This window comes from Saccharothrix violaceirubra, from assembly GCF_014203755.1.
In the GTDB taxonomy this organism is placed as follows: Bacteria; Actinomycetota; Actinomycetes; order Mycobacteriales; family Pseudonocardiaceae; genus Actinosynnema; species Actinosynnema violaceirubrum.
In genome coordinates this window covers 5,759,393-5,779,141 of record NZ_JACHJS010000001.1, presented here as the reverse complement: position 1 = coordinate 5,779,141, position 19,749 = coordinate 5,759,393, and the positions used below count along the sequence as shown (strand labels likewise).

The window sequence follows — 19,749 nt, the reverse complement described above, 5'->3', positions numbered from 1 at the left end:
CTATCACTGATGGAGGTCCCACGATCAAGCCCGGTTTTCCCGTCCGGCCGAGAGGAGTCCGATGCGGATCGCGGAACTGAGCCGGCGTACCGGCATGCCCATGCCCACGATCAAGTACTACCTCCGGGAGGGGCTGGCCCACCCCGGCGAACGCCTGAGCGTCAACCAGACCAGCTACGACGAAACCCACGTCCGACGGCTGACACTGGTCCGCGCGCTGATCGAGGTCGGCGGCCTGAGCATCGCCGCCGCGCGCGAGGTGCTCCGGTCGCTCGACTCCCGCGAAGCGCTGTTCACCGTGCTCGCCACCATGCAGAACCACCTCGTGACGCCCGTCGAGCAGTCCGCCGAGACGGTCGCGGACAAGGCCCGCGACCGCGTGCGGACCCTGGTCGCCGGGCGCGGCTGGCACGTCGACCTCGACTCGCCGCCGGCCACCGTGCTGGTCGACGCCCTGGCCACCCTCGACCGGCTGGGGCACCACGACTACGCCACGATCCTGGACACCCTGGCCGACGCCGGACAACGCGTCGCCGAGGCCGAAGTCGGCGCGGTGGTGGGTCGGGAGGACCAGGACGTCGTGGAGGCCGCCGTCGTCGGCACCGCGCTCGGCGGCGTCGTGCTCAACTCCCTGCGCCTGCTGGCGCACCAGCACGCCTCCGCCACCGCGTTCGGCGCCTGACCGCTCCTCGTCCACGACCAGGTCGACGACCTCGTCGCGTTGCCGCGTCGGGACGTCGTCGGGCAGTCTCGAGTCGGTCTGTGCGCCGTCCACCGATGTCTTGCGATCGTCCCGCCGGCGCCCCGAACTACCGGCGCCCTGAATTCACGTTCACTACCGGGCGCGAACGGTGTCACGGTCCGGACTGGTTGCCACGGTCGCCGACGGCGCGGTGCGGGGCCAGGTCCAGGCGTACCGCAGGATGAGGGCGAGAACGATCACTTCCAGTGCGAAGCCGAGGCCGTAGAAGTACGTCCAGGATTCGCCCACCAGGTTGAATGCCGCGTAGGGGACCTGTACCGAGGCCACGACGAGGTTCGTGATGCGGTTCGCCCGGGCGGGCAGCGTCATCGACAGCACGACCATGGCGATCGGGATCGCCATGAGCGAGAGGAAGACGATCAACAACCCCTGGCTGACGTCGAACTCCCAGACGACGCCGACCAGGATGTCGTCGACGACACCGGGCTTGAAGAAGGCGATGATGTCCACGTAGGCGTACAGGAACATGAAGCTCGTCCACGCCGCGGCGAGCTTGGCTCTCACCGGCACGCGCTGGTCCTCCAGGGTCGTTCTCATCGTGGACTCCGTTCGTGGTGCGGATCGGTGGGTCCACGATCACCGGGCCCGGCGGCGTGCACATCGGCGTCGAGGCCGGACCGCCCGGCCGTCGGGAGGAGAGGCGTCTCGTTCTTTCGATCGGTCCCCAACGCCTTGGCGGTCCCTAGGCTGGGCGCGTGATCACCAACGCCCTGAGTTCGTTGTGGGCCGAGCCCCGCGCCACGGACGCTCCCGAACGGGTGTCGCGCGACTGGGTCTTGGTCGGGGTGTTGATGGTGACCGCGCTGTTCGAGGGAGTCCTGCGGGACGACGTCGCCTGGCGGCCGTTCGCGACGATCGTGGCGGCCGGACTCGCCCCGGTGCTGCTGTGGCGGCGTACCCACCCGTTGACCTGTGTCGTGGTGGCCTTCGGCACCGCGACGGCCTTGGGACTGGCGAGCCTGCTGAGCGGGGTCCAGAGCGTGGGCCTGGACACGATGGTCTACCTCCTGGTGTTCGTCTACGCGCTGGTCCGTTGGGGCTCGGGGCGTGAGATCACGATCGGGCTGGCGATCGTGGCGGTCGCCGCGGTGTTCGGCATCGTGACCGACTACACCGGGCCGACCGAGCTCTTCGGCGGGTTGGCCGTACTGGCGGCGGCGGCGACGGGCGGAGCGGCGTTCCGCTACCGCGCCGAGAGCCGGCGCCGGGCGGTGGACCAGATCCGCGGCCAGGAGCGGGTCGGCCTCGCGCGCGAGTTGCACGACATCGTCGCCCACCACGTCTCGGCGATCGTCGTGCAGGCGCAAGCGGGCCGGGCGATCGCCGGCCGGCGACCCGAAGCGGCGCTCGAGACGTTGGCGGTCATCGAAGGGGAAGCGGCGCGGACGCTCGCGGAGATGCGGGCGATGGTCCGGGTGCTGCGAGACGGTGCGCCGGCGGAGTACGCGAGCCGACCCGGCGTCGCCGACCTGGGGGCCCTCGCCCGTCGCGACCCGACGCCGGTCGTCGACGTGGAGTTGCCGGACGACCTGGGCGACCTTCCGCTCCAGGTCGACACGGCGGTCTACCGGCTGGCGCAAGAAGCGCTGACCAACGCCCTGCGGCACGCCCGCAACGCCTCGCGCGTGGAGATCCGGGTCGTCGAGCGCGCGGGAAGACTGCGACTACGCGTGACCGACGACGGACAGATCGACCCGGGAAGGTCGGTGGACCACGGCTTCGGGCTGCTGGGGATGACCGAGCGCGTGCAGCTTCTCGGCGGCACACTGCGTGCCGGGCCGGTGCCCGAGGGCGGGTGGACGGTCGAGGCCGAACTGCCGACCAAGGTGGGCCGATGAGGGTGCGCGTGCTGGTGGCCGATGATCAGGACCTGGTGCGCACCGGCCTGTCGATGATCCTCGACGCGCGGCCCGACATCGAGGTCGTCGGCCAGGCCGCCGACGGCCACGCCGCCGTAGAGCTGGCGCATCGGCTCCGTCCCGACGTGTGCCTGGTCGACATCCGGATGCCCGGGCTCGACGGCATCGAGGTGACCCGGCTCCTCGCGGGCCGAGGCGTCCCGGACCCGATCGCGGTGGTGGTGATCACGACATTCGACCTCGACGAGTACGTCCACGGCGCGCTCCGGGCCGGTGCCCGGGGCTTTCTGCTCAAGGACGCCGGGCCCGAGCTGCTCGTCCAGGCGGTCCACGCCGCCGCCGTCGGCGATGCCCTGATCGCTCCGAACATCACCCGGCGACTGCTGGCCACCCTCGCCGCCGCGCAACCGCCGAGCCGACAACCCCAACCGGTCGAGCCGCTCACCGAACGCGAGGAGCAGGTGCTGGCACTGGTCGCCCGTGGTCGAACGAACGCCGAGATCGCCGACGAGCTGTTCATCGGCTTGACGACCGCCAAGACCCACGTCGCCAGCCTGCTGACCAAAATCGGCGCCAGGAACAGGGTCGAGATCGCGATGTGGGCCCACGACACCGGCCGGGTGCGGCACTGAACCGGGACCTGCCGGTCCATCGGTCGGATGCCCAGGACGCCGCGAACAACGCCTCACGAACCTGGAACTACCGGCTCCCCGCACCCCGTGACGCCAGGTAGAACAACACCGGCACGATCGCTCCCGAACCCAGCACCTCGCCGCGCATGACCAGTTCGAGAATCCGATCGACCGGAATCCACTCGATCCGCGCGGCCTCCTCACCGTCGGTGGGCTCGCCGACCTTGTCCGCGTGCCGCCAGATGTAGGCGTTCACCGGTGCGTCCACGATGCCCGGCAACGGCTGGAAGGTCCCCAGATGTTCAGGCTCGCCGACCGGACGCCACCCGGTTTCCTCCACAGCTTCACGTGCTGCGGTCTCGGCGGGGTCCTCGCCTTCCTCGACCAACCCACCGATCAACTCGTAGCCCCACTGGTCGACCGCGAATCGGTACCGCCACAGGGTGAGGACTTCTTCGTTCTCGTTGATCAGCAGCGCGACCGCCACGTGATGGAGCTTGATGACATGGTGTTCGAAAGGCTCTGTCTTGGGCGGCTCGACCTTCACCAGGTCGACATTGACCCAGTCGCTTTCGTAGACCCTGCGCTTTTCGTGAACCTGCCAACGAAGACCGTCCAGCCCATCCACCACGCGGATGATCGTACGGCCGGGTGTCGGTCCGGGTGACGCACTTGGATGCGGAATAGACATCCGACGGGTGGGCGTGTTCAGCGACAACACCGCAGCTCGACCACCTGACCGGAGACCGGGCCGAGGGGCCGACGGCCCGGCGATCTTCGGATCGAAGGGCGGCCCGGCGTACAGGGTTGGCGACCCCGGAGTGGGCGTTCCCGTCGGTAGTCGCGGGACCCCGACAGCACGCGGAGGAACCTGCGAAACCTCGCGGGAACAGAGTGGGGAGGGGCTCCACCCGCACGCCTGCCTCACGTCGTCGCGACCGCGCTGGACGAGGCGGGCCTGTCGGCCAGGGAGATCACGGACTACCTCGGACATGACCGGATCGGCATGACCCGGGATGTCTACATGATCCGCATGGCGGTCGGGGGCAACGCTGGAGGCTCGGAACAGCACAAAGCCCCTGACCTGTACATGCAGGTCAGGGGCTCGTAGGCAGAGCGCCCCCGGCAGGATTCGAACCTGCGACCTCGGGATTAGAAGTCCCTCGCTCTCTCCACTGAGCTACGGAGGCATGCGGACGGTGACCACGCGCTGTAGCGGGGTAGCCGCCCCATCGGACACATCGTCCGGAAGGCGTTCGTCGTTTCCGGTTCGGAGGCGAGAAGTCTTCATGACGGGCCGAAAGTGACGTGTATCACTTCACGGCGGTGGTCGACTCGCGCTCCACGAGGCCCAGTGCCACTCTGCTCGGCTCGCCGGGTCTGCCTCCGTCGAGCAGACGCAAGGCTAGTTCACCCGCTCGGCGCCCTTTTTCGGCCAGGGGTTGACGGATCGTAGTCAGTGGTGGGTCGGCGTGCTGGGCGGCGGGAATGTCGTCGAAGCCCACCACCGACACGTCCTCCGGCACGCGCAGTCCCAGGTCCCGCGCCGCCTGGATCGCACCGAACGCCAGCTCGTCGGACGTGCAGACCACGGCCGTCGGCCGGGTGGGCGACGGGGACAGCAGTTCGCGCGCCCCGGTCCGCGCCAGTTCGCGCGTGCTGTCGGCGCACTCCCACACGGGCACGTCGCCGAGCACGTCCAGATACCCGTTCACCCTGTCGCGGGTCACTCGGAAGGAGGCCGAGCCGCGGCGGACCGGGCTCACCAGGCCGTTCCGCCCATCCGGCCGCAACGCGAACGTCAACACCGCCACCCGCCGATGTCCCCGCGCCACGACGTGCTCCGCGGCCATCCGCGCGCCCGCGTAGTCGTCCACCTCCACGCGCGCCGTGTCCGGCAGCACGGGCTGGTCGATCACCACGAGCGGCAGTCCGCGCGCCCGCACGGCGGCCAACGCCGGTGCATCGTCCGGCAACGAGTACGCCACCACGACATCCGCCTGCGCCCGCGACACCGTCGACGGCCGCGGTCCGCCCCGGTCGTGGCCCGGCATCAGCACGAGGCAGTGGTCGTGCCCGTCCACGGTGGAGGCCAGTCCGTCGAGCACCACGGACAGCGCCTGGTCGGAGAAGGACGCCGACAGCCGGTGCCCGAGCATGAACCCCACGGCCGCGCTGTGCCGGGTCGCCAGGCTGCGCGCGACCGGGTCCGGCCCGGCGTAGCCGAGGGCCTGCGCCGCGGCGAGGATGCGTTCGCGCAACGCGGCGGAAAGCTGGTCGGGCCGGTTGTAGGCGTTGGAGACCGTGGCCCGGGACACGCCGACGGCACTGGCGACAGTGTCCAGCGTCGGCTTCCGGGGACGGTCCACGTGAGCAGCGTAACGACCATTCGGGTTGGACGTTCTGAAGCGCTTTAGTCACACTCGCCCCATGCTGTCGCCCCGTGCCGCCGTCTTCGCCGCCTTCCTGCTCAACGGCGCCGTGTTCGGCACGTGGGCGTCCCGCGTGCCCGCCCTCGCCGCCCAGGTCGGCGCGGACGAGGGCACGCTCGGCCTGTCCCTGCTCGGCGCCAGCATCGGCCTCGCGGCCACCGCGCCGTTCGCGGCCCGCGCGTGCGCCATGATCGGCGCACGGCTGGTCGTCCTGATCAGCGGCACGCTCGGCGCCCTGCTGCTGCCCGTGCTCGGCCTGGTGTCCGACCCGGTCCAGCTCGGCGTCGCCCTGGTCGGCCTCGGCTCCGCGATCGCCGCGCTGGACGTGTCGATGAACCTGTCCGCGGTCTCCGTGATCCGCCGCCTCGACCGCCCGCTCATGCCCCAGTTCCACGCCGGGTTCAGCGTCGGCGGCCTGTTCGGCTCGGTGGGTGCCGCCGTGGCCGCGTCCAACGGCCTGTCGCCGGAACGCCACTTCCTGATCGCCACGGTCGTCTGCCTGATCACCGTCGTCCTCATGGCCCGCACGCTGCCCGGCGGCCGGCCGCCCAGGACCGAGGAGCACGGCGACCAACGCTCCGTCGTCAAGCGCCCGGTGCTCTGGCTGCTCGCGGGCATCGCGTTGTGCTCGGCGATCGCGGAAGGCGCGTCCGCCGACTGGTCCGCCCTCTTCTTCGTCCGCGAACGCGCCGTGTCCGAGGGCACGGCCGCCGCGGTCTACGCGTGTTTCTCGATCGCGATGGCCATCGCGCGCCTGGTCGGCGAGCCCGTGCAACGCCGCGTCGGCCCGTACCGCCTGCTCGCCGGCGGCGGGGTCCTCGCCGCCGCGGGCGTCACGCTCGCGGTCGCGGTGCCCGTGCCCCTGGTCGGTTTCGTCGGGTTCACGCTCGCGGGCCTGGGCCTGGCGTTCGGCTTCCCGGTCGTCATGGAACTGGCCGGCGAGGCGGGCCGCCGGGCCGACGGCACCGGCGGCGAACGCGAACTCGGCCTGGTCACGACCGTGGCCTACACCGGCTTCCTGGCCGGGCCGCCGCTCGTCGGCACGATCGCCCACCAGAGTTCGCTGAGCGTGTCGCTCGCCTTCGTGGCGGTCGTGATCGCCCTGATGATCCCCACGTCCCTGCTGGCGGCACGTGCGCGCCGCCGCGAACTCACGCCAGAGGCATCCGGCTCAGTACGGCCTTCATGAGCGGCTGCATGGTCGCCAGCACCTGATCGGCGACCCCGGTCTTGGTGGTCATCGCCACGAGGACGCTGCGGTTCTTGTTCACCGCGATGGTCGCCGTGCACGCCATGTCGCCGCTGCCCGCATCGCAGTACACCCATGCCGAGTGCCCGTCGACGACCTCTTCGTGCCCCTTGCCCTGACGTGCCCTGACCTGCTCGTACTGCTGGTAGAGCGCGGTCACGACGCTGCGCCCGCCCGCCGAGCCGTCGTCGACGACGTACTGGCACGACTCCTGGATCACGTCGTCCTTGCGCGCGGGGTCCTTGGTCAGCTTCCCGATCGGCTTGAGGTCGTCGGCGGTGAGCAGCTTGCACGGGTCGACGCCGGCCACCGTGCGCTGCTTGGCGATCTTGGGCGCGCCGCCCGACGAGGACGAGGTGGTGGACGCCGACGTGGCGGCCTCGCCACCGGCCATCGGCACCGGGGTCCCGTTGATGCTGTACGCGCAGCCGGTGAGCGCCGAAGCGGCCAGGGCGACCGCGAGCCACATGCGAATGCGGTTCACGAGGCGCAACGGTAGTGGGTGCGATCGTCGGCGTTGCCGTCCCGCCTAAAGTCAAGGTGTGTCCACCGAAGCGCAAGCCCGCACCCTGCGCACCGGTCTGGTCCCCCTGCTGGCCGTGGGCGCGACGATCGCGGCTGCCCTGGCCGCGGCGATCGCGGCCGGCACCGAGGGCGACAAGTCCGGGCTGATCGTCGTCCGCGTGCTGACCGAGTCGGCCGCCGTCGTGACGATCGGGTCCCTGCTCCTGGCCGCGTTCCTCACCCCGCCCAAACCGTCCGGACGGCTGGCGGCCGACGGCTACGCGGCGTTGCGTACGGCGGCGTGGTCGGCGCTGGTGTGGACGCTGGGTGCCGTGCTCGCCGTGCCGTTCACCGTGGCCGAGGCGTTGAACCAGCCGGTCACCGAACTGCTCGACCTCCAGTTGATCTTCCAGTTCGCGGGTCTGGCCGAGCAGACCCGGGCGTGGATGATCACCGCGGTGGTCGTGGCGCTGCTCGCGCTGGGCTGTCGGCTGACGCTCTCGTGGGGCTGGACCGCGGTCTTGTTCCTCGTGTCGGTGTTCGCCCTGTTCCCGGTCGCGGTGACCGGGCACTCGTCGGGCGGCGGCTCGCACGACGTCGCCACGAACAGCCTGCTGTTCCACCTGGTCGCGGCGGCCCTGTGGGTCGGCGGCCTGATCGCGCTGTTGGCGCACGGGCGACGCGGTGGCGTGCGGCTGGACCTGGCCGCCACGCGGTTCTCGCGGCTCGCGCTGGTGTGCTGGATCGTCATGGGCCTGTCGGGCGTGATCAACGCCTACGTGCGCCTTCCGATCGACAAGCTCTTCAGCAGCAACTACGGCTGGCTCGTCGTGGGCAAGACGGTCGCGTTGCTGGTGTTGTTCGTCTTCGGGTACTTCCAGCGTGAGAAGGGCGTGCGCGCGGTCGTCGAGCACGGCACCAAACGGGCGTTGCTGCGGCTCGCCGGCGTCGAGGTGCTGCTCATGTTCCTCACGATCGGCCTCGCCGCCGGGCTGAGCCGGACGGCGCCGCCGCCCGAGGGCCGCACGTTCCCGAGCACCGTCGAACTGCGCATCGGCTACGACCTGAACGGCGCGCCCACGCTGGAACGGCTGCTCTTCGACTGGCGGTTCGACCTGGTCTTCGGCACGGCCGCGCTCCTGCTGGCCGTCCTGTACCTGCTGGGCGTGCGCCGGTTGCGCAAGCGCGGCGACGCGTGGCCGGTCGGACGGACCGTGGCGTGGGTGGCGGGCTGCCTGACGCTGCTGTTCGCGACGTCGTCGGGCCTGGGCCGGTACGCGCCCGCGATGTTCAGCGTGCACATGGAAACGCACATGCTGCTGTCCATGCTCGTCCCCGTGCTGCTGGTGCTGGGCGGGCCGGTGACGTTGGCCTTGCGGGCGTTGCCGACGGCGGGCAAGGACAACCCGCCGGGTCCGCGCGAGTGGTTGCTCGCGTTGGTGCACTCGCCGGTGGCGAAGCTGCTGACGAACCCGTTCGTGGCGCTCGCGCTGTTCGTGGGCTCGTTCTACGGCCTGTACTTCTCGGGCCTGTTCGACGTGGCGTTGAAGCACCACTGGGCGCACCTGGCCATGAACGCGCACTTCCTCCTGGCCGGCTACGTCTTCTACTGGCCGGTGATCGGCGTGGACCCGGCGCCCAACCGGCTGCCTCCGTTGGGCCGTCTCGGGTTGCTGTTCGCGTCGATTCCGTTCCACGCGTTCTTCGGCATCACGCTGATGAGTTCGCAGACGGTCATCGGCGACGACTTCTACCGCGGGCTGTCGTTGCCGTGGGTCGGTCCACTGCTGGAGGACCAACGGCTCGGTGGTGGCATCGCGTGGGCGGCCGGCGAGGTGCCGCTGATCGTGGTGATGGTGGCGCTGCTGGTCCAGTGGGCCCGCTCCGACGACCGCGAGGCCCGCCGGGCGGACCGACGGGCCGATGCGGACGGGGACGCTGATCTTGCCGCGTACAACGCGATGCTGCGCAAGATGTCCGGCAAGCAGGATTAGAGCGGACGCCGGAAGCCGCGCACCGCGAGCAACCACCCGCCGAGCGCCAGCGCGGCGGCACCGGTCAGCGCCGCGACCGCGCCGGTGACCGGTTGGCCGAGCGCGAGCGTGCGGGCCGCGTCGACCGCGTGGGTGAGCGGGTTGACGTTCGCCACCGCCTGGAGCCACCCCGGCAGGGTGTTGATCGGCACGTACGCGCTGGACGCGAACATCAACGGGAACATGGCCAGGAACCCGACCGTCTGCATCAGCTCGGCGTTGCGCAGCCACGCGGCGACGGCCAGGAACACCCAGCCCAGGCCCCAGCCCACTGCCAGCGCGAGGCCGAACGCGGCGAGCACGCCCACGACGCCGCCCGCCGGCCGGAACCCGAACACGGCCAGCGCGAGCACGACCATCAACGCCAGTTGCGCGGCGGTGCGGACCAGGTCGGACAGGCTGCGGGCGACCAGCACGGCCCCGGGCCGCACCGGCAGCGAGCGGAACCGGGCCAGCACGCCGTTCTTCATGTCCGTGACCAGGCCGACGCCCTGCTGCAACGCCGCCTGCATGGCCGTGTTGACCAGGATCGCGGGCATCAGGAAGTCGATGTAGGACACCCCGGCGGGGAAGCCGGGGGAGTTGGCCATGTTCGCGAAGATCTGGCTGAACAGCACCAGCATCACCAGCGGCTGGAGGATGCTGAAGACGACCATGCGCGGGTCGCCGACGAGGGCGCGCAGCGAGCGTTGGGTGAGGACGAGCACCTGGGTCACGGGGGAGGCCCCGTCGCGGCGCACGGCGAAGGTGGTCATGGGGTGGCTCCTGTTCAGGCCGCGTGCCGGGAAAGGGTGAGGTAGACGTCGTCGAGGGTCGGTTCGCCCAACGCGAGTTCGGACGCCTCCAGGCCGACCTCGTCGAGCGCGCGGACGACGACGGCGAGCGCGCGGGACGACGTGACCGGCGCGGTGAGCGTGTTGTCGGCGGCGACGGGTTCGAGGCCCGCGTGTTCCAGGGCGCCGCACGCGGCCGGCACGTCGGCGTGGTCGGCGAGCGTGACCGTGACCGTGCGGCGGCCGACCCGGTCCTTCAGTTCCGCGCTGGTGCCGGACGCGACCACGCGGCCCTGCGAGAGCACGGTGATCGAGTCGGCCAGGCGGTCGGCCTCCTCCAGGTACTGGGTCGTGAGCAGGACCGTGGACCCCTCCTTGACCAGGCCCTCGACGATCTCCCAGAGCCCGAGCCGGCCGGCCGGGTCCAGGCCCGTGGTCGGCTCGTCCAGGAAGATCACCTCGGGGCTGCCGACCAGGCTCGCGGCCAGGTCAAGACGGCGGCGCATACCGCCCGAGTAGGTGCGGGCGGCCCGCTTGGCCGCGTCGCTCAGGTCGAACAGCTCCAGCAGCTCCGCGGCCCGCCCGCGCGCTTCGCGGACGCCGGCGCCGAGCAGCCGGGCGATCAGGACGAGGTTGTCCCGGCCGGACATCGACTCGTCGACCGAGGCGAACTGGCCGGTCAGGCCGATGCGTCCGCGCACGTCGTGGCCCTGGGTGACGACGTCGAACCCGGCGACCCGCGCCCGACCGCCGTCGGGCGGGAGCATGGTCGTGAGGACGTTGACGAGCGTGGTCTTGCCCGCGCCGTTGTGGCCGAGCAGGCCCGTCACGGTGCCTCTGGGCACCGCGAGATCCACGCCGTCGAGTGCTTTGTGCGCACCGAACGCCTTGACGACGCCGTGCGCCTCGATCATCAGGTCGGTCATCGCTCTGCTCCCCTCAGTACACCGTGCAGGAACACGTCGACCAGGCCGTCGCCGTCGGCGGCGGTGTCGCCGAAGCCCGCGCCCCGCATGCGGTTGGTGAACACCAGCCCGAGCAGCAGCCGGGCGGCGAGTTCCGGGTCGACGCGCAGCGCGTCGGCGTCCGGTTCGAACAGGGCGGCCAGGTGGGCGGAGATCCGGAGCATCTCCTTCGGCGGGCCGTCGTCGTGCCTGCGGTCGGCGCCGGCGTCGTAGCCGGATTCGCCGAGGGCGCCCATGAGCCGCCACATGCGGTCGAGGTAGTCGGCGACCGCGGCGATGCCCAGGGCCAGGCGGGCATGGAGGGTCGGGACGAGTCGGGCCTGGCGCAGCCTGCCGAGTTCGTCCTCGACGCCCAGGGCGGCCCGGACGCACGCCTTGATCAGTTCCTGCTTGTCCTTGAACGCCCGGAAGACCGTGCCTTCCGCGATGCCGGACGCCCGGGCGATCTGGCTGGTGGTGACTTTGGCGCCGTGCTCGAACAGGAGCGGGACGGTGGCGTCGATGATCGCCTGACGACGGTCTTCGGTGCTCATCGCGGGTGCTCTGCGGCGTTTGACGGTCTCCTCGGGCATGGGGAAAGCGTATGAGTGAGCCCTCACTCAGTCAATGAGTGAGGGCTCACTCATTCGTTGTCCACAGGGGGTCGAGTTGTCCACAGTTTCGAAGGGGTCACTGGAACCCGGGTCACGGGACGGCGATGCTCTGTCCCATGGCGTACAACGAAACGAGGGTCACACTGGTCGGCAAGGTGTCCAGCGTGGTCACTCACACGACGGCCGACACCGGGCTCAGTCGCGCCTCCTTCCGGATGTACTCGCGGGAGCGTCGGTACAACCGGGAGACCGAGGTGTGGGAAGACGGTCGGCAGCTCTTCCTCAACGTCACCTGTTGGCGCAAACTCGCCGACAACGTCCACATGTCCCTCAACAAGGGCGATCCCGTGGTGGTGACCGGCGTGCTCAGGATCGCCGACCGCGACCTCGACGGGATCGCGCGGCAGTTCGTCGACATCGACGCGCACTCGGTCGGGCCCGACCTGACCTGGTGCACGGCCGAGGTGCGTGCGCAGCGGCACCGCTCCGGAGCCGACCTGCCCCGGACGGAGGCGGACGTCCCGCGTTCGGACCCGGCATCGGCGGCGGCCGTCGACCGGGCGTCACCACCGGAGGCGGACGCCGAAGTTCCGTTCTGAGCCGATCGGGGCATCCCGTACCGGAAAAGGGTTCACGAGTCGGTCCGTCGCGCAGAATGCGGCGCGGGTCGACAGCGCAGTCGTCGGCAGCACATCACGAGGCATGAGGGAGGGAGGTCGTGGTCCGGCGCCGTCGGGAGCCACGGACGGGTGAGGGGTTCACAGCGCCGCGAACGTGCGCGTCGACCGGGACGAACCTGGTCACGGCACCGCACCGGGACACCGGGCGACGCGGCCGGGAAAGCGAGCGTCACTCGATCGCGTCAACGACGCGGCGCTCGCGGGACGCCAGCCGACGACCGAGGTTCTGACCCGATCGGCACCGCTCTACGATCGCGGGCATGGCCGAGTTCATCTACACCATGAAGAAGGTGCGCAAGGCGCACGGGGACAAGGTCATCCTCGATGACGTCACCATCATGTTCCTCCCCGGTGCGAAGATCGGCGTTGTCGGTCCCAACGGCGCCGGCAAGTCGAGCGTGCTGAAGATCATGGCCGGCCTGGACACGCCGGGCAACGGTGAGGCGTACCTGTCGCCCGGTCACACGGTCGGCATCCTCCAGCAGGAGCCTCCGCTCAACGAGGAGAAGACCGTCCTGGGCAACGTCCAGGAGGGGCTCGGCGAGATCAAGGTGAAGCTGGACCGCTTCAACGAGATCGCCGAGAAGATGGCCGTCGACTACTCCGACGAGCTGATGGAGGAGATGGGGCAGCTCCAGGAGGAGCTGGACCACGCGAACGCGTGGGACCTCGACTCCCAGCTCGAGCAGGCGATGGACGCCCTCCGCTGCCCGCCGCCGGACGCCGAGGTGAAGAACCTCTCCGGTGGCGAACGCCGCCGGGTCGCACTGTGCAAGCTGCTGCTGAGCAAGCCGGACCTCCTGCTGCTCGACGAGCCGACCAACCACCTGGACGCGGAGAGCGTCCTGTGGCTCGAACAGCACCTCGCCCAGTACGCCGGCGCCGTGCTCGCCGTGACCCACGACCGGTACTTCCTGGACAACCTCGCCGAGTGGATCCTCGAACTCGACCGGGGACGCGCCCATCCGTACGAGGGCAACTACTCCACCTACCTGGAGAAGAAGGCCGAGCGGCTCGCGGTCCAGGGCAAGAAGGACCAGAAGCTCCAGAAGCGGCTCAAGGACGAGCTGGACTGGGTCCGGTCCGGTGCCAAGGCCCGTCAGGCGAAGTCCAAGGCGCGTCTCGACCGCTACGAGGAGATGGCGGCCGAAGCCGAGAAGACCCGCAAGCTCGACTTCGAGGAGATCCAGATCCCGCCGGGCCCGCGTCTGGGCAGCGTCGTGGTCGAGTCGGAGAACCTCAAGAAGGGCTTCGGCGAGCGCGTGCTGATCGACGGGCTGTCGTTCAGCCTGCCGCGCAACGGCATCGTCGGCGTGATCGGTCCCAACGGCGTCGGCAAGACCACGCTGTTCAAGACCATCGTCGGGCTGGAGCAGCCCGACGCCGGCACGGTGAAGATCGGCGAGACGGTCAAGCTGTCCTACGTCGACCAGAACCGCGCGGGCATCGACCCGAAGAAGAACGTGTGGGAGGTCGTCTCCGGCGGCCTCGACTACATCCACGTCGGCAACGTCGAGATGCCGTCGCGGGCGTACGTGAGCGCGTTCGGCTTCAAGGGCCCCGACCAGCAGAAGCCGGCGGGCGTGCTCTCCGGCGGCGAGCGCAACCGGCTCAACCTGGCGCTGACCCTCAAGCAGGGTGGCAACCTGATCCTGCTGGACGAGCCGACCAACGACCTCGACGTGGAGACGCTGGGCTCGTTGGAGAACGCCCTGGAGCAGTTCCCCGGCTGCGCCGTGGTGATCTCCCACGACCGGTGGTTCCTCGACCGCGTGGCCACCCACATCCTGGCGTGGGAGGGCACCGAGGAGAACCCGTCCCAGTGGTACTGGTTCGAGGGCAACTTCGAGGGCTACGAGAAGAACAAGGTCGAGCGCCTGGGCGCCGACGCGGCCCGGCCGCACCGCGTCACCTATCGCAAGTTGACGCGGGACTGACCGGGCGGCGGCGTGGCGGCGCGGAGCGAGGCACAGGCGGACGTCGAGGTGAGCACGCTGGTCGTGCCCGCCTGGCGACTGCGTTGGCAGGCACCGGAACTCGCTCTGGTGCTGGGCGAGCGCGCGGTGGCGCTCGCGTCCGCCCGTCGTGACGAGGTGGACCGGTTGCGCGCGGAGGCCCTCGTGGTCTTCGCGGGCAACCGGACCGGCCGCGGCGTGCGCATCGCAGACCGGGCGATGGACGCGCTCAAGGCGGCCGAGGCCGAAGGCGAGCACGAGACCGCCTGGCGGCTGCGGGTCGAACTGGCCGAGTGCGCCCGGACGGTCGGCGCGCCGCTGACCGGGTTCGCGGCCGTGCGGCCGGTCCTGGAGGCGGCCGACGTACCCGAGGGCATCCGGGCGGCGGCGCTGGTGCAGGCCAGCGAGTGCCTGGTGACCATCGGCCGCGGCGCGGTCCTGACGGCCGCGTTGACCGAGGCCGACCGCCTTCATGCCGCCGACCGCGGCACCGAACCCGACGCGGTCGTCCTCCAGCGCGGGGAACTCCGCGCCGCGACCGCCGCCCAGCACCGCCGCTGGGGCGACCTGGACGCGGCCGTGGCGACGTGCCGCGAGGGACTGGAACTGTTGGCGGGACTGGCCGACCCGTCGTCCGACAACGGCCAGGTGCGTGGCCGGCTGACGTTGGAGCTGGTCTGCGCCCTGCTGGACGCGGACCGCCCGGCCGAGGCGTCCGAGGTGGGCACCCCGCTGCTGGAACTGCCGGTGCGCGCGCCGTCCGCGTCGACCTCGGGCTGGTTGGGACTGGCCCTGGCGACCCGGGTGCACCTGCCGGCGGGCCGCGTCGACCAGGCCCGCGAGATGCTGCGCGACGTGGTGGCGTGCGCCGAACGCCACCAGCTCGACACCCTGCTCGCCGAGACCCTGCTGGCCCTGGCCCACGTGCACGAGGTGTCCGGCGACCTGACCGAGGCGTTGGCCGACCTGCGCTCGGCGCACGCGGCGGAACGCCGCCGCGCCCGAGCCGTGTACGCGGTCCGCGCCCGCCTGGCCGCCGAGTTCTCCGGTGTTCGCCGCCAACCCGTGGGCCTGCACGACCAGTTGGCCGCCCTGCTCGCCGCCCCCACCGGAGGCACCGCCACCGCGGGCGGCGCCACGACGGGCACCGCGAGCCAGGACCCGCCGACCCTGACGCCCGAGATCAAGCAGCAACTGCGCCAGTGGCGCCCGGTGCAGGTTCACCGGGGTGAAGGACTGCGGGTCAAGCGCACCCGCCGAGCCGCCGAAGACATGACGGTGGAAGGCATCTCCGCGGCCCGAGCCCACGCCGCAGACCGCTGGCGTCTGGTGAGCCCGTTCGGCACCGACCCCGCACCGACCCCGCCGGACCCGGCCGCCGAAGCCGGCACCCCCGAGGCCGCCACGCCGACGCCCGGCCACCCCGCCGGCACGCCGACGCCCACCTCGCCCCCATCCACCCCCGCCGACCAGGCGGCAGCACTCCCCGCCACCCAGACCGGCACTCCGGCGGAGCCCTTCGGCACGCCGGCACCCGCCTCCGTACCTTCGACGGCGATGCCCACCTGGGCGGTAGCGCCCCCGCACACCTCGGAGGAGTCGGTCGGCACGCCCGAACCCGCCTCCCCGCCCCCGCCCGCCCGGCCGACGGCGCCTGTGGACGGCCCGTTCGAGTCCGCCGGTGCGTCGGCATCCGGCTCCACGCCTCCGGCAGCGGCGCCCTCGGATGCTTCGCGTGAGTCGGTCGGCACGTCGCCGTCCGGCTCGCCGCCTCCGGCGGTGCTGCCTGCATGGGCAGTAGCGCCTCCGGGCGTCCCGACCGAGTCCGCCGGTCCGGCGACGGGCGCTGCCGCGTCTCCGACAGCACAGCCCGCCTGGACGGCGGCGACTCCGTACACCGCGGCCGAGCCCATCGGCCCGTCGGCACAGGCCCCGGCACCTTCGACCGCCTGGGCGGCGGCGACTCCGCACGGCTCGTCGGAGCCCGCCGCTGCGGCGATGCGGGTCTCCGCGCCTCCGGCGATGCCGACCGACCGGGCAGCGGCACCCCCGCGTACCCGGACCGATTCCGTCGACCTGTCGGCGCACGCCTCCGGGCCGCCGACTGCCCGCGCGGCGGTACTTCCGCATACCCCGGTCGATCTCGTCGACCCGTCGCCGAGCGCCGCCGTCCTTCCCGAGGCGTCGGCCGTCCGGTCGGGGGAGTCCGGCGGTCCGGTCACGAATGCCTCGGCCGCGTCGTCCGCCCATGCGGCAACGCCACCGTCCGTCGAGCCCACGTCGTCTGCTGAGCCCGTCGGGCCGTCGACGCACGCCCCGGTCCTGCCCGCTTCGCCCGCATCCGCGGACCCGGCGACGCACGTTCCCGTTCATTCGCCATCTCCCACCGCCTCCACTTCCCCGAGTGCGGAGGCACCGGTCGCACCCACCCCGGACTTCCCCCGGGCGACTCCGGACCCGGAGGCACCGGCGGCCCGTCAAGGCGGCCGTCGCCGGGCCCCGGAGCCGGAAGACGGGGAAGAACCCTCGCGTCCGCATTTCGCGTTCTCTTCCGACGTCCGCTCAACGAACACCGAACCGCGAAATCGTCGAACCCGACACGCGGACACCGGAACCGCGAATTCCGAGGCGCTCCCACCTCCCGACCCGGAATTCGCTTCGACCACGTGGCCCGTCCCGGTGCAGGCCGAGCCAGCCACTTCAGGTCGGAGCACCCCTGCTTTGGGTGCGCACTCCTCGGAAATGGACGTGTCCTGGCGCGAGGCCCCGTCTCCGGCATTCGCGGCGGACCCCGCCCGACCGCGGCCGGCCGGGCCCGACCGAATCACGTCCGACCCGACGACTCCGTCGACCGGGGAGCGGTCCGGACTCCACGCGTCGACCGCATCCGACAGCACCGCCGCCGGTGAGCGGGAGTCGGGCCTGCGGGGGTCGGCGGGTTCGTCGAGCCTCGACCTCCGCGTGCCCGCGTCCGGTCTGATCGCGGCGGCGGGCGCCGTCCGCAGCGGCCGTCGCCGAGCCGCCCGCGAAGCCGCCGAGGAACTCGCCGCGGCGGACCGGTCGACCGAGGGCAACAGCGGCGTCCTGGAATCCCTCAAGGCCGCCGGTCTCCTGGCACCCACCCGCCAGGGCGGTCGCCGTCGGGCCCCCGACTCCGACCCCCCGACCCAGGGCGGGGAATCGACCGCGCCCGATGCCGCCGGGGAACCGGCCCGCGTCGGCACTGCCGACCCCTGGACTCCGCACCCGCCGGATACCGCCACACCGGCCGGGGCCGACGTGCACCCGACCGCTTACACCGCGCCCGCTGTCCCCGCGACAGATACCGCGGTGCCCACCCCTGCCGCGCCCGACTTCGAGGTGTCCACCCCAGCGGTACCCGCCCCCGCCGTACCCGACTCCGTAGCGCCCTTCCCCGTGGCGCCCAGCCCTGTCGTGCCCGGCCACGCGGGGTCCACCCCCGCACTGCCCGGCCCCGCCGCGCCCACCGTTGCCGTGCCCGACCTCGTGGTGCCCGGTCAGGTCGGCACCCACCCGGCCGAGGCCGCTTCGGTGGCCACCCACTCGGTCGAGGGGCCGCCGGCCGGTTTCCCGGAGTACGGCCCGGCGGTCGCGACGCCCGACACCGGTCAGGTCGGGGCCCATCGCGCTCAGGCTCATCCGACCGGGCGCGGTGTGCCGAGTACCGATCCCGTCGACCCGTTCTCGACCGCCTCCCGGTTCGACGTCCGGCCCGCCGACACCGGCCCGGCCGGCTTCTCGCCGACGGAAGCGCCACGGGTCGATCCCGGACCGGCCTGGGCTCCGTCGACCGGGCAGGGGCCGGCCACCCACGAGCCGCCAGGCTTCGGCGCTGCGACCTTCTCGGACCTGGGGGGTGTCGACTTCGGGCACTCCGGTTCGCCCGTTCCCGACCCGGGTACGGTCCGGTTCGACAGGTCCGCCGTGACGGGCGCCGGAGCGGTGAACACGGACCAGGTCGAAACCGGTGCGGAGCTTCCCCGGCGTCCGAGTCGGACCGATCAGTCCACTGTGGATGATTTCGGCCCCGGTGGGATCGACCTGTTCCGGTCCGCTCGGATGGTCGAGCCTTCGGATGACGATTCCGTGCCGGTCGGGCTGGGGGCCGCGTTCGTCAAGGGGCCGGTCATCCCCACGGCCCGGGTGCCTGAACCGCCCGTCGCGCCGGAGCCGCCGGAGGGCTCGCCCTTCGGGTTGCCGGTGGGGTCGGCGGACCCGGCCACGCGTGCGCGGACCGGGGTGGAGGTCGACGCCGGAGCCGTCGCGCGGTGGCCGGAGGTCGAGCCCGGCGGACCGTCGTCGGGCGAGTTCGAACAGGCGGACGGCCGTGAATCCACCGGTCCGGTGCCCGTCGACGCCGAGCCGGGGCGCACCGCCCTGGGCGGTCCCGGCGTGCCGAGCACCGAGCCCCGGCCGACGGATCCCACCCCGGGCAGTCCCGGGCCGGCTGATCGCGAGCCGGGGTACGCCGCGCCGGGCCGCCCGGAGCCGACGACCCCAGAGCTGACCAATCCAGGGCCGACCAATCCGGAGCCGACGAACCCGGAGCCGACGAGTACCGAACCGGCCGGTCTCCGGCTGGGGGACTTCACGTCGGGAGGTCCTGTTCCGGTCGGTCCCGACCCGGCGAGCTTCGGGTCGGGAAGCCCTGAGCCTGCCGGTTCCGAGTCGGGAGGTCCCGCGTCGGCAGGTCCTGTGCCCGCCGGACGTGAGTCGGGAGACTTCGCCCCGGGCGGTCCCGAGCCTGCCGGACCCGGGCCGGAGGGCTTCGTCCCGGGAAGTCCTGATCCGGTCGGCTCCGAGCCGGGGAACCCCGTGTCCGGAAGTCCGGAGCCAGGCGACTCCGAGGGCGGGGACGCCGAGCCTTTAGTCACCTCCGTCGTCGTCGGGGGCCGGGTGGTCGAACTGCCCCCCTCCCCGACCATGTCGCCCAGCGCGGCACGGGCCGCCCGGCGGCCCAAGAGCGACCTGAGCCTGGCCGAACTGCTCGCCGAGGCCCTGGTCGCCTACGAGACCGGGCGGCGGGAGGACGAGGCGGCGGCGCTCACCGGAACGGAGGCCGAGACGACCGGGCCGATCACCGCACCGGTGCCCGAGTCGGCCGTCCCACCCCCGTCCGACGCCGAGACGACGGCGCCCATCCAGCCGGTCGCCGCGGTGCGACCCCGGGTCGACACCTGGACTTTGCCTGAAACGTGAGAACGCGATTCCGGAATTAACCGAGGTTTCCCGCCGGTGACGGCGGGAAGCCTCGGGAAAATGTCCGCCGGGATGCGGAATTCGCGGCTTG

General features: G+C 71.8%; 15 protein-coding genes and 1 tRNA gene. 8 read left to right on the top strand and 8 right to left on the bottom strand.

Annotated features, from left to right (window positions below; translation table 11 throughout):
* Nucleotides 1-61 precede the first annotated feature (61 nt).
* Complete coding sequence (locus F4559_RS26535; protein ID WP_184673167.1) at nt 62-682, top strand: MerR family transcriptional regulator; 621 nt, start codon at nt 62-64, stop codon at nt 680-682.
* A 153-nt stretch (nt 683-835) separates the two neighbouring features.
* Here F4559_RS26535 and F4559_RS26530 read toward each other — a convergent pair whose 3' ends face one another.
* Nucleotides 836-1,300 (bottom strand): DUF6326 family protein, encoded by a 465-nt coding sequence (locus F4559_RS26530; RefSeq protein ID WP_184673165.1) that lies wholly within the window; start codon nt 1,298-1,300, stop codon nt 836-838.
* A 158-nt stretch (nt 1,301-1,458) separates the two neighbouring features.
* Between F4559_RS26530 and F4559_RS26525 the strand changes: the two genes are divergently transcribed.
* On the top strand, nt 1,459-2,601 hold the full coding sequence (locus F4559_RS26525; protein WP_184673163.1) for a sensor histidine kinase: 1,143 nt from the start codon (nt 1,459-1,461) through the stop codon (nt 2,599-2,601).
* Nucleotides 2,598-3,254 (top strand): response regulator, encoded by a 657-nt coding sequence (locus F4559_RS26520; RefSeq protein WP_184673161.1) that lies wholly within the window; start codon nt 2,598-2,600, stop codon nt 3,252-3,254. The genes F4559_RS26525 and F4559_RS26520 overlap by 4 nt, the downstream gene beginning before the upstream one ends.
* Nucleotides 3,255-3,321: 67 nt before the next feature.
* Here F4559_RS26520 and F4559_RS26515 read toward each other — a convergent pair whose 3' ends face one another.
* From F4559_RS26515 to F4559_RS26505, 3 genes are all read right to left on the bottom strand, one after another.
* Nucleotides 3,322-3,885: an NUDIX hydrolase gene (locus F4559_RS26515; protein WP_312865836.1), complete on the bottom strand. Its 564-nt coding sequence runs from the start codon at nt 3,883-3,885 to the stop codon at nt 3,322-3,324.
* Nucleotides 3,886-4,371: 486 nt separating this feature from the next.
* A tRNA-Arg gene (locus F4559_RS26510) sits at nt 4,372-4,444 on the bottom strand.
* A 123-nt stretch (nt 4,445-4,567) separates the two neighbouring features.
* Nucleotides 4,568-5,623 carry a LacI family DNA-binding transcriptional regulator gene (locus tag F4559_RS26505; RefSeq protein ID WP_312865835.1) on the bottom strand — a complete coding sequence of 352 codons (1,056 nt, stop codon included), beginning with the start codon at nt 5,621-5,623 and terminating at the stop codon, nt 4,568-4,570.
* Between the two features lie 61 nt (nt 5,624-5,684).
* Between F4559_RS26505 and F4559_RS26500 the strand changes: the two genes are divergently transcribed.
* Nucleotides 5,685-6,875 (top strand): MFS transporter, encoded by a 1,191-nt coding sequence (locus tag F4559_RS26500; protein WP_184673160.1) that lies wholly within the window; start codon nt 5,685-5,687, stop codon nt 6,873-6,875.
* On the opposite strand, the gene F4559_RS26495 is transcribed toward F4559_RS26500, so the two are convergent.
* Nucleotides 6,838-7,419 (bottom strand): DUF3558 family protein, encoded by a 582-nt coding sequence (locus F4559_RS26495; protein WP_184673158.1) that lies wholly within the window; start codon nt 7,417-7,419, stop codon nt 6,838-6,840. The genes F4559_RS26500 and F4559_RS26495 overlap by 38 nt on opposite strands.
* 58 nt (nt 7,420-7,477) lie before the next feature.
* Between F4559_RS26495 and F4559_RS26490 the strand changes: the two genes are divergently transcribed.
* Entirely contained in the window at nt 7,478-9,433 is a 1,956-nt protein-coding gene (locus tag F4559_RS26490; RefSeq protein ID WP_312865834.1) for a bifunctional copper resistance protein CopD/cytochrome c oxidase assembly protein, read from the top strand.
* Here F4559_RS26490 and F4559_RS26485 read toward each other — a convergent pair.
* Genes F4559_RS26485 through F4559_RS26475 form a run of 3 tightly spaced genes read right to left on the bottom strand, consistent with a single transcriptional unit; the run spans nt 9,430 to nt 11,782 of the window.
* Nucleotides 9,430-10,227: an ABC transporter permease gene (locus F4559_RS26485; protein WP_184673156.1), complete on the bottom strand. Its 798-nt coding sequence runs from the start codon at nt 10,225-10,227 to the stop codon at nt 9,430-9,432. The two genes, F4559_RS26490 and F4559_RS26485, sit on opposite strands and share 4 nt — an antisense overlap.
* A 14-nt stretch (nt 10,228-10,241) precedes the next feature.
* Nucleotides 10,242-11,171 carry an efflux ABC transporter ATPase subunit, DrrA-related gene (locus F4559_RS26480; RefSeq protein ID WP_184673154.1) on the bottom strand — a complete coding sequence of 310 codons (930 nt, stop codon included), beginning with the start codon at nt 11,169-11,171 and terminating at the stop codon, nt 10,242-10,244.
* Nucleotides 11,168-11,782 (bottom strand): TetR/AcrR family transcriptional regulator, encoded by a 615-nt coding sequence (locus F4559_RS26475; protein WP_184673152.1) that lies wholly within the window; start codon nt 11,780-11,782, stop codon nt 11,168-11,170. The genes F4559_RS26480 and F4559_RS26475 overlap by 4 nt, the downstream gene beginning before the upstream one ends.
* Nucleotides 11,783-11,907: 125 nt before the next feature.
* Here F4559_RS26475 and F4559_RS26470 point away from each other — a divergent pair, with 125 nt between their 5' ends.
* From F4559_RS26470 to F4559_RS26460, 3 genes are all read left to right on the top strand, one after another.
* Nucleotides 11,908-12,402 carry a single-stranded DNA-binding protein gene (locus tag F4559_RS26470; RefSeq protein WP_312865833.1) on the top strand — a complete coding sequence of 165 codons (495 nt, stop codon included), beginning with the start codon at nt 11,908-11,910 and terminating at the stop codon, nt 12,400-12,402.
* 341 nt (nt 12,403-12,743) lie between these two features.
* Nucleotides 12,744-14,420: an energy-dependent translational throttle protein EttA gene (gene ettA, locus F4559_RS26465; RefSeq protein ID WP_184673148.1), complete on the top strand. Its 1,677-nt coding sequence runs from the start codon at nt 12,744-12,746 to the stop codon at nt 14,418-14,420.
* A 12-nt stretch (nt 14,421-14,432) separates the two neighbouring features.
* On the top strand, nt 14,433-19,658 hold the full coding sequence (locus F4559_RS26460; protein WP_184673146.1) for a hypothetical protein: 5,226 nt from the start codon (nt 14,433-14,435) through the stop codon (nt 19,656-19,658).
* The last annotated feature ends 91 nt before the right edge of the window (nt 19,659-19,749 follow it).

Coding starts and splice junctions, on each gene's coding strand:
- F4559_RS26535 (WP_184673167.1), top strand. CDS start 62: ATGCGGATCGCGGAACTGAGCCGGCGTACCGGCATGCCCATGCCCACG.
- F4559_RS26530 (WP_184673165.1), bottom strand. CDS start 1,300: ATGAGAACGACCCTGGAGGACCAGCGCGTGCCGGTGAGAGCCAAGCTC.
- F4559_RS26520 (WP_184673161.1), top strand. CDS start 2,598: ATGAGGGTGCGCGTGCTGGTGGCCGATGATCAGGACCTGGTGCGCACC.
- F4559_RS26500 (WP_184673160.1), top strand. CDS start 5,685: ATGCTGTCGCCCCGTGCCGCCGTCTTCGCCGCCTTCCTGCTCAACGGC.
- F4559_RS26485 (WP_184673156.1), bottom strand. CDS start 10,227: ATGACCACCTTCGCCGTGCGCCGCGACGGGGCCTCCCCCGTGACCCAG.
- F4559_RS26480 (WP_184673154.1), bottom strand. CDS start 11,171: ATGACCGACCTGATGATCGAGGCGCACGGCGTCGTCAAGGCGTTCGGT.
- F4559_RS26475 (WP_184673152.1), bottom strand. CDS start 11,782: ATGCCCGAGGAGACCGTCAAACGCCGCAGAGCACCCGCGATGAGCACC.
- F4559_RS26470 (WP_312865833.1), top strand. CDS start 11,908: ATGCTCTGTCCCATGGCGTACAACGAAACGAGGGTCACACTGGTCGGC.
- ettA (WP_184673148.1), top strand. CDS start 12,744: ATGGCCGAGTTCATCTACACCATGAAGAAGGTGCGCAAGGCGCACGGG.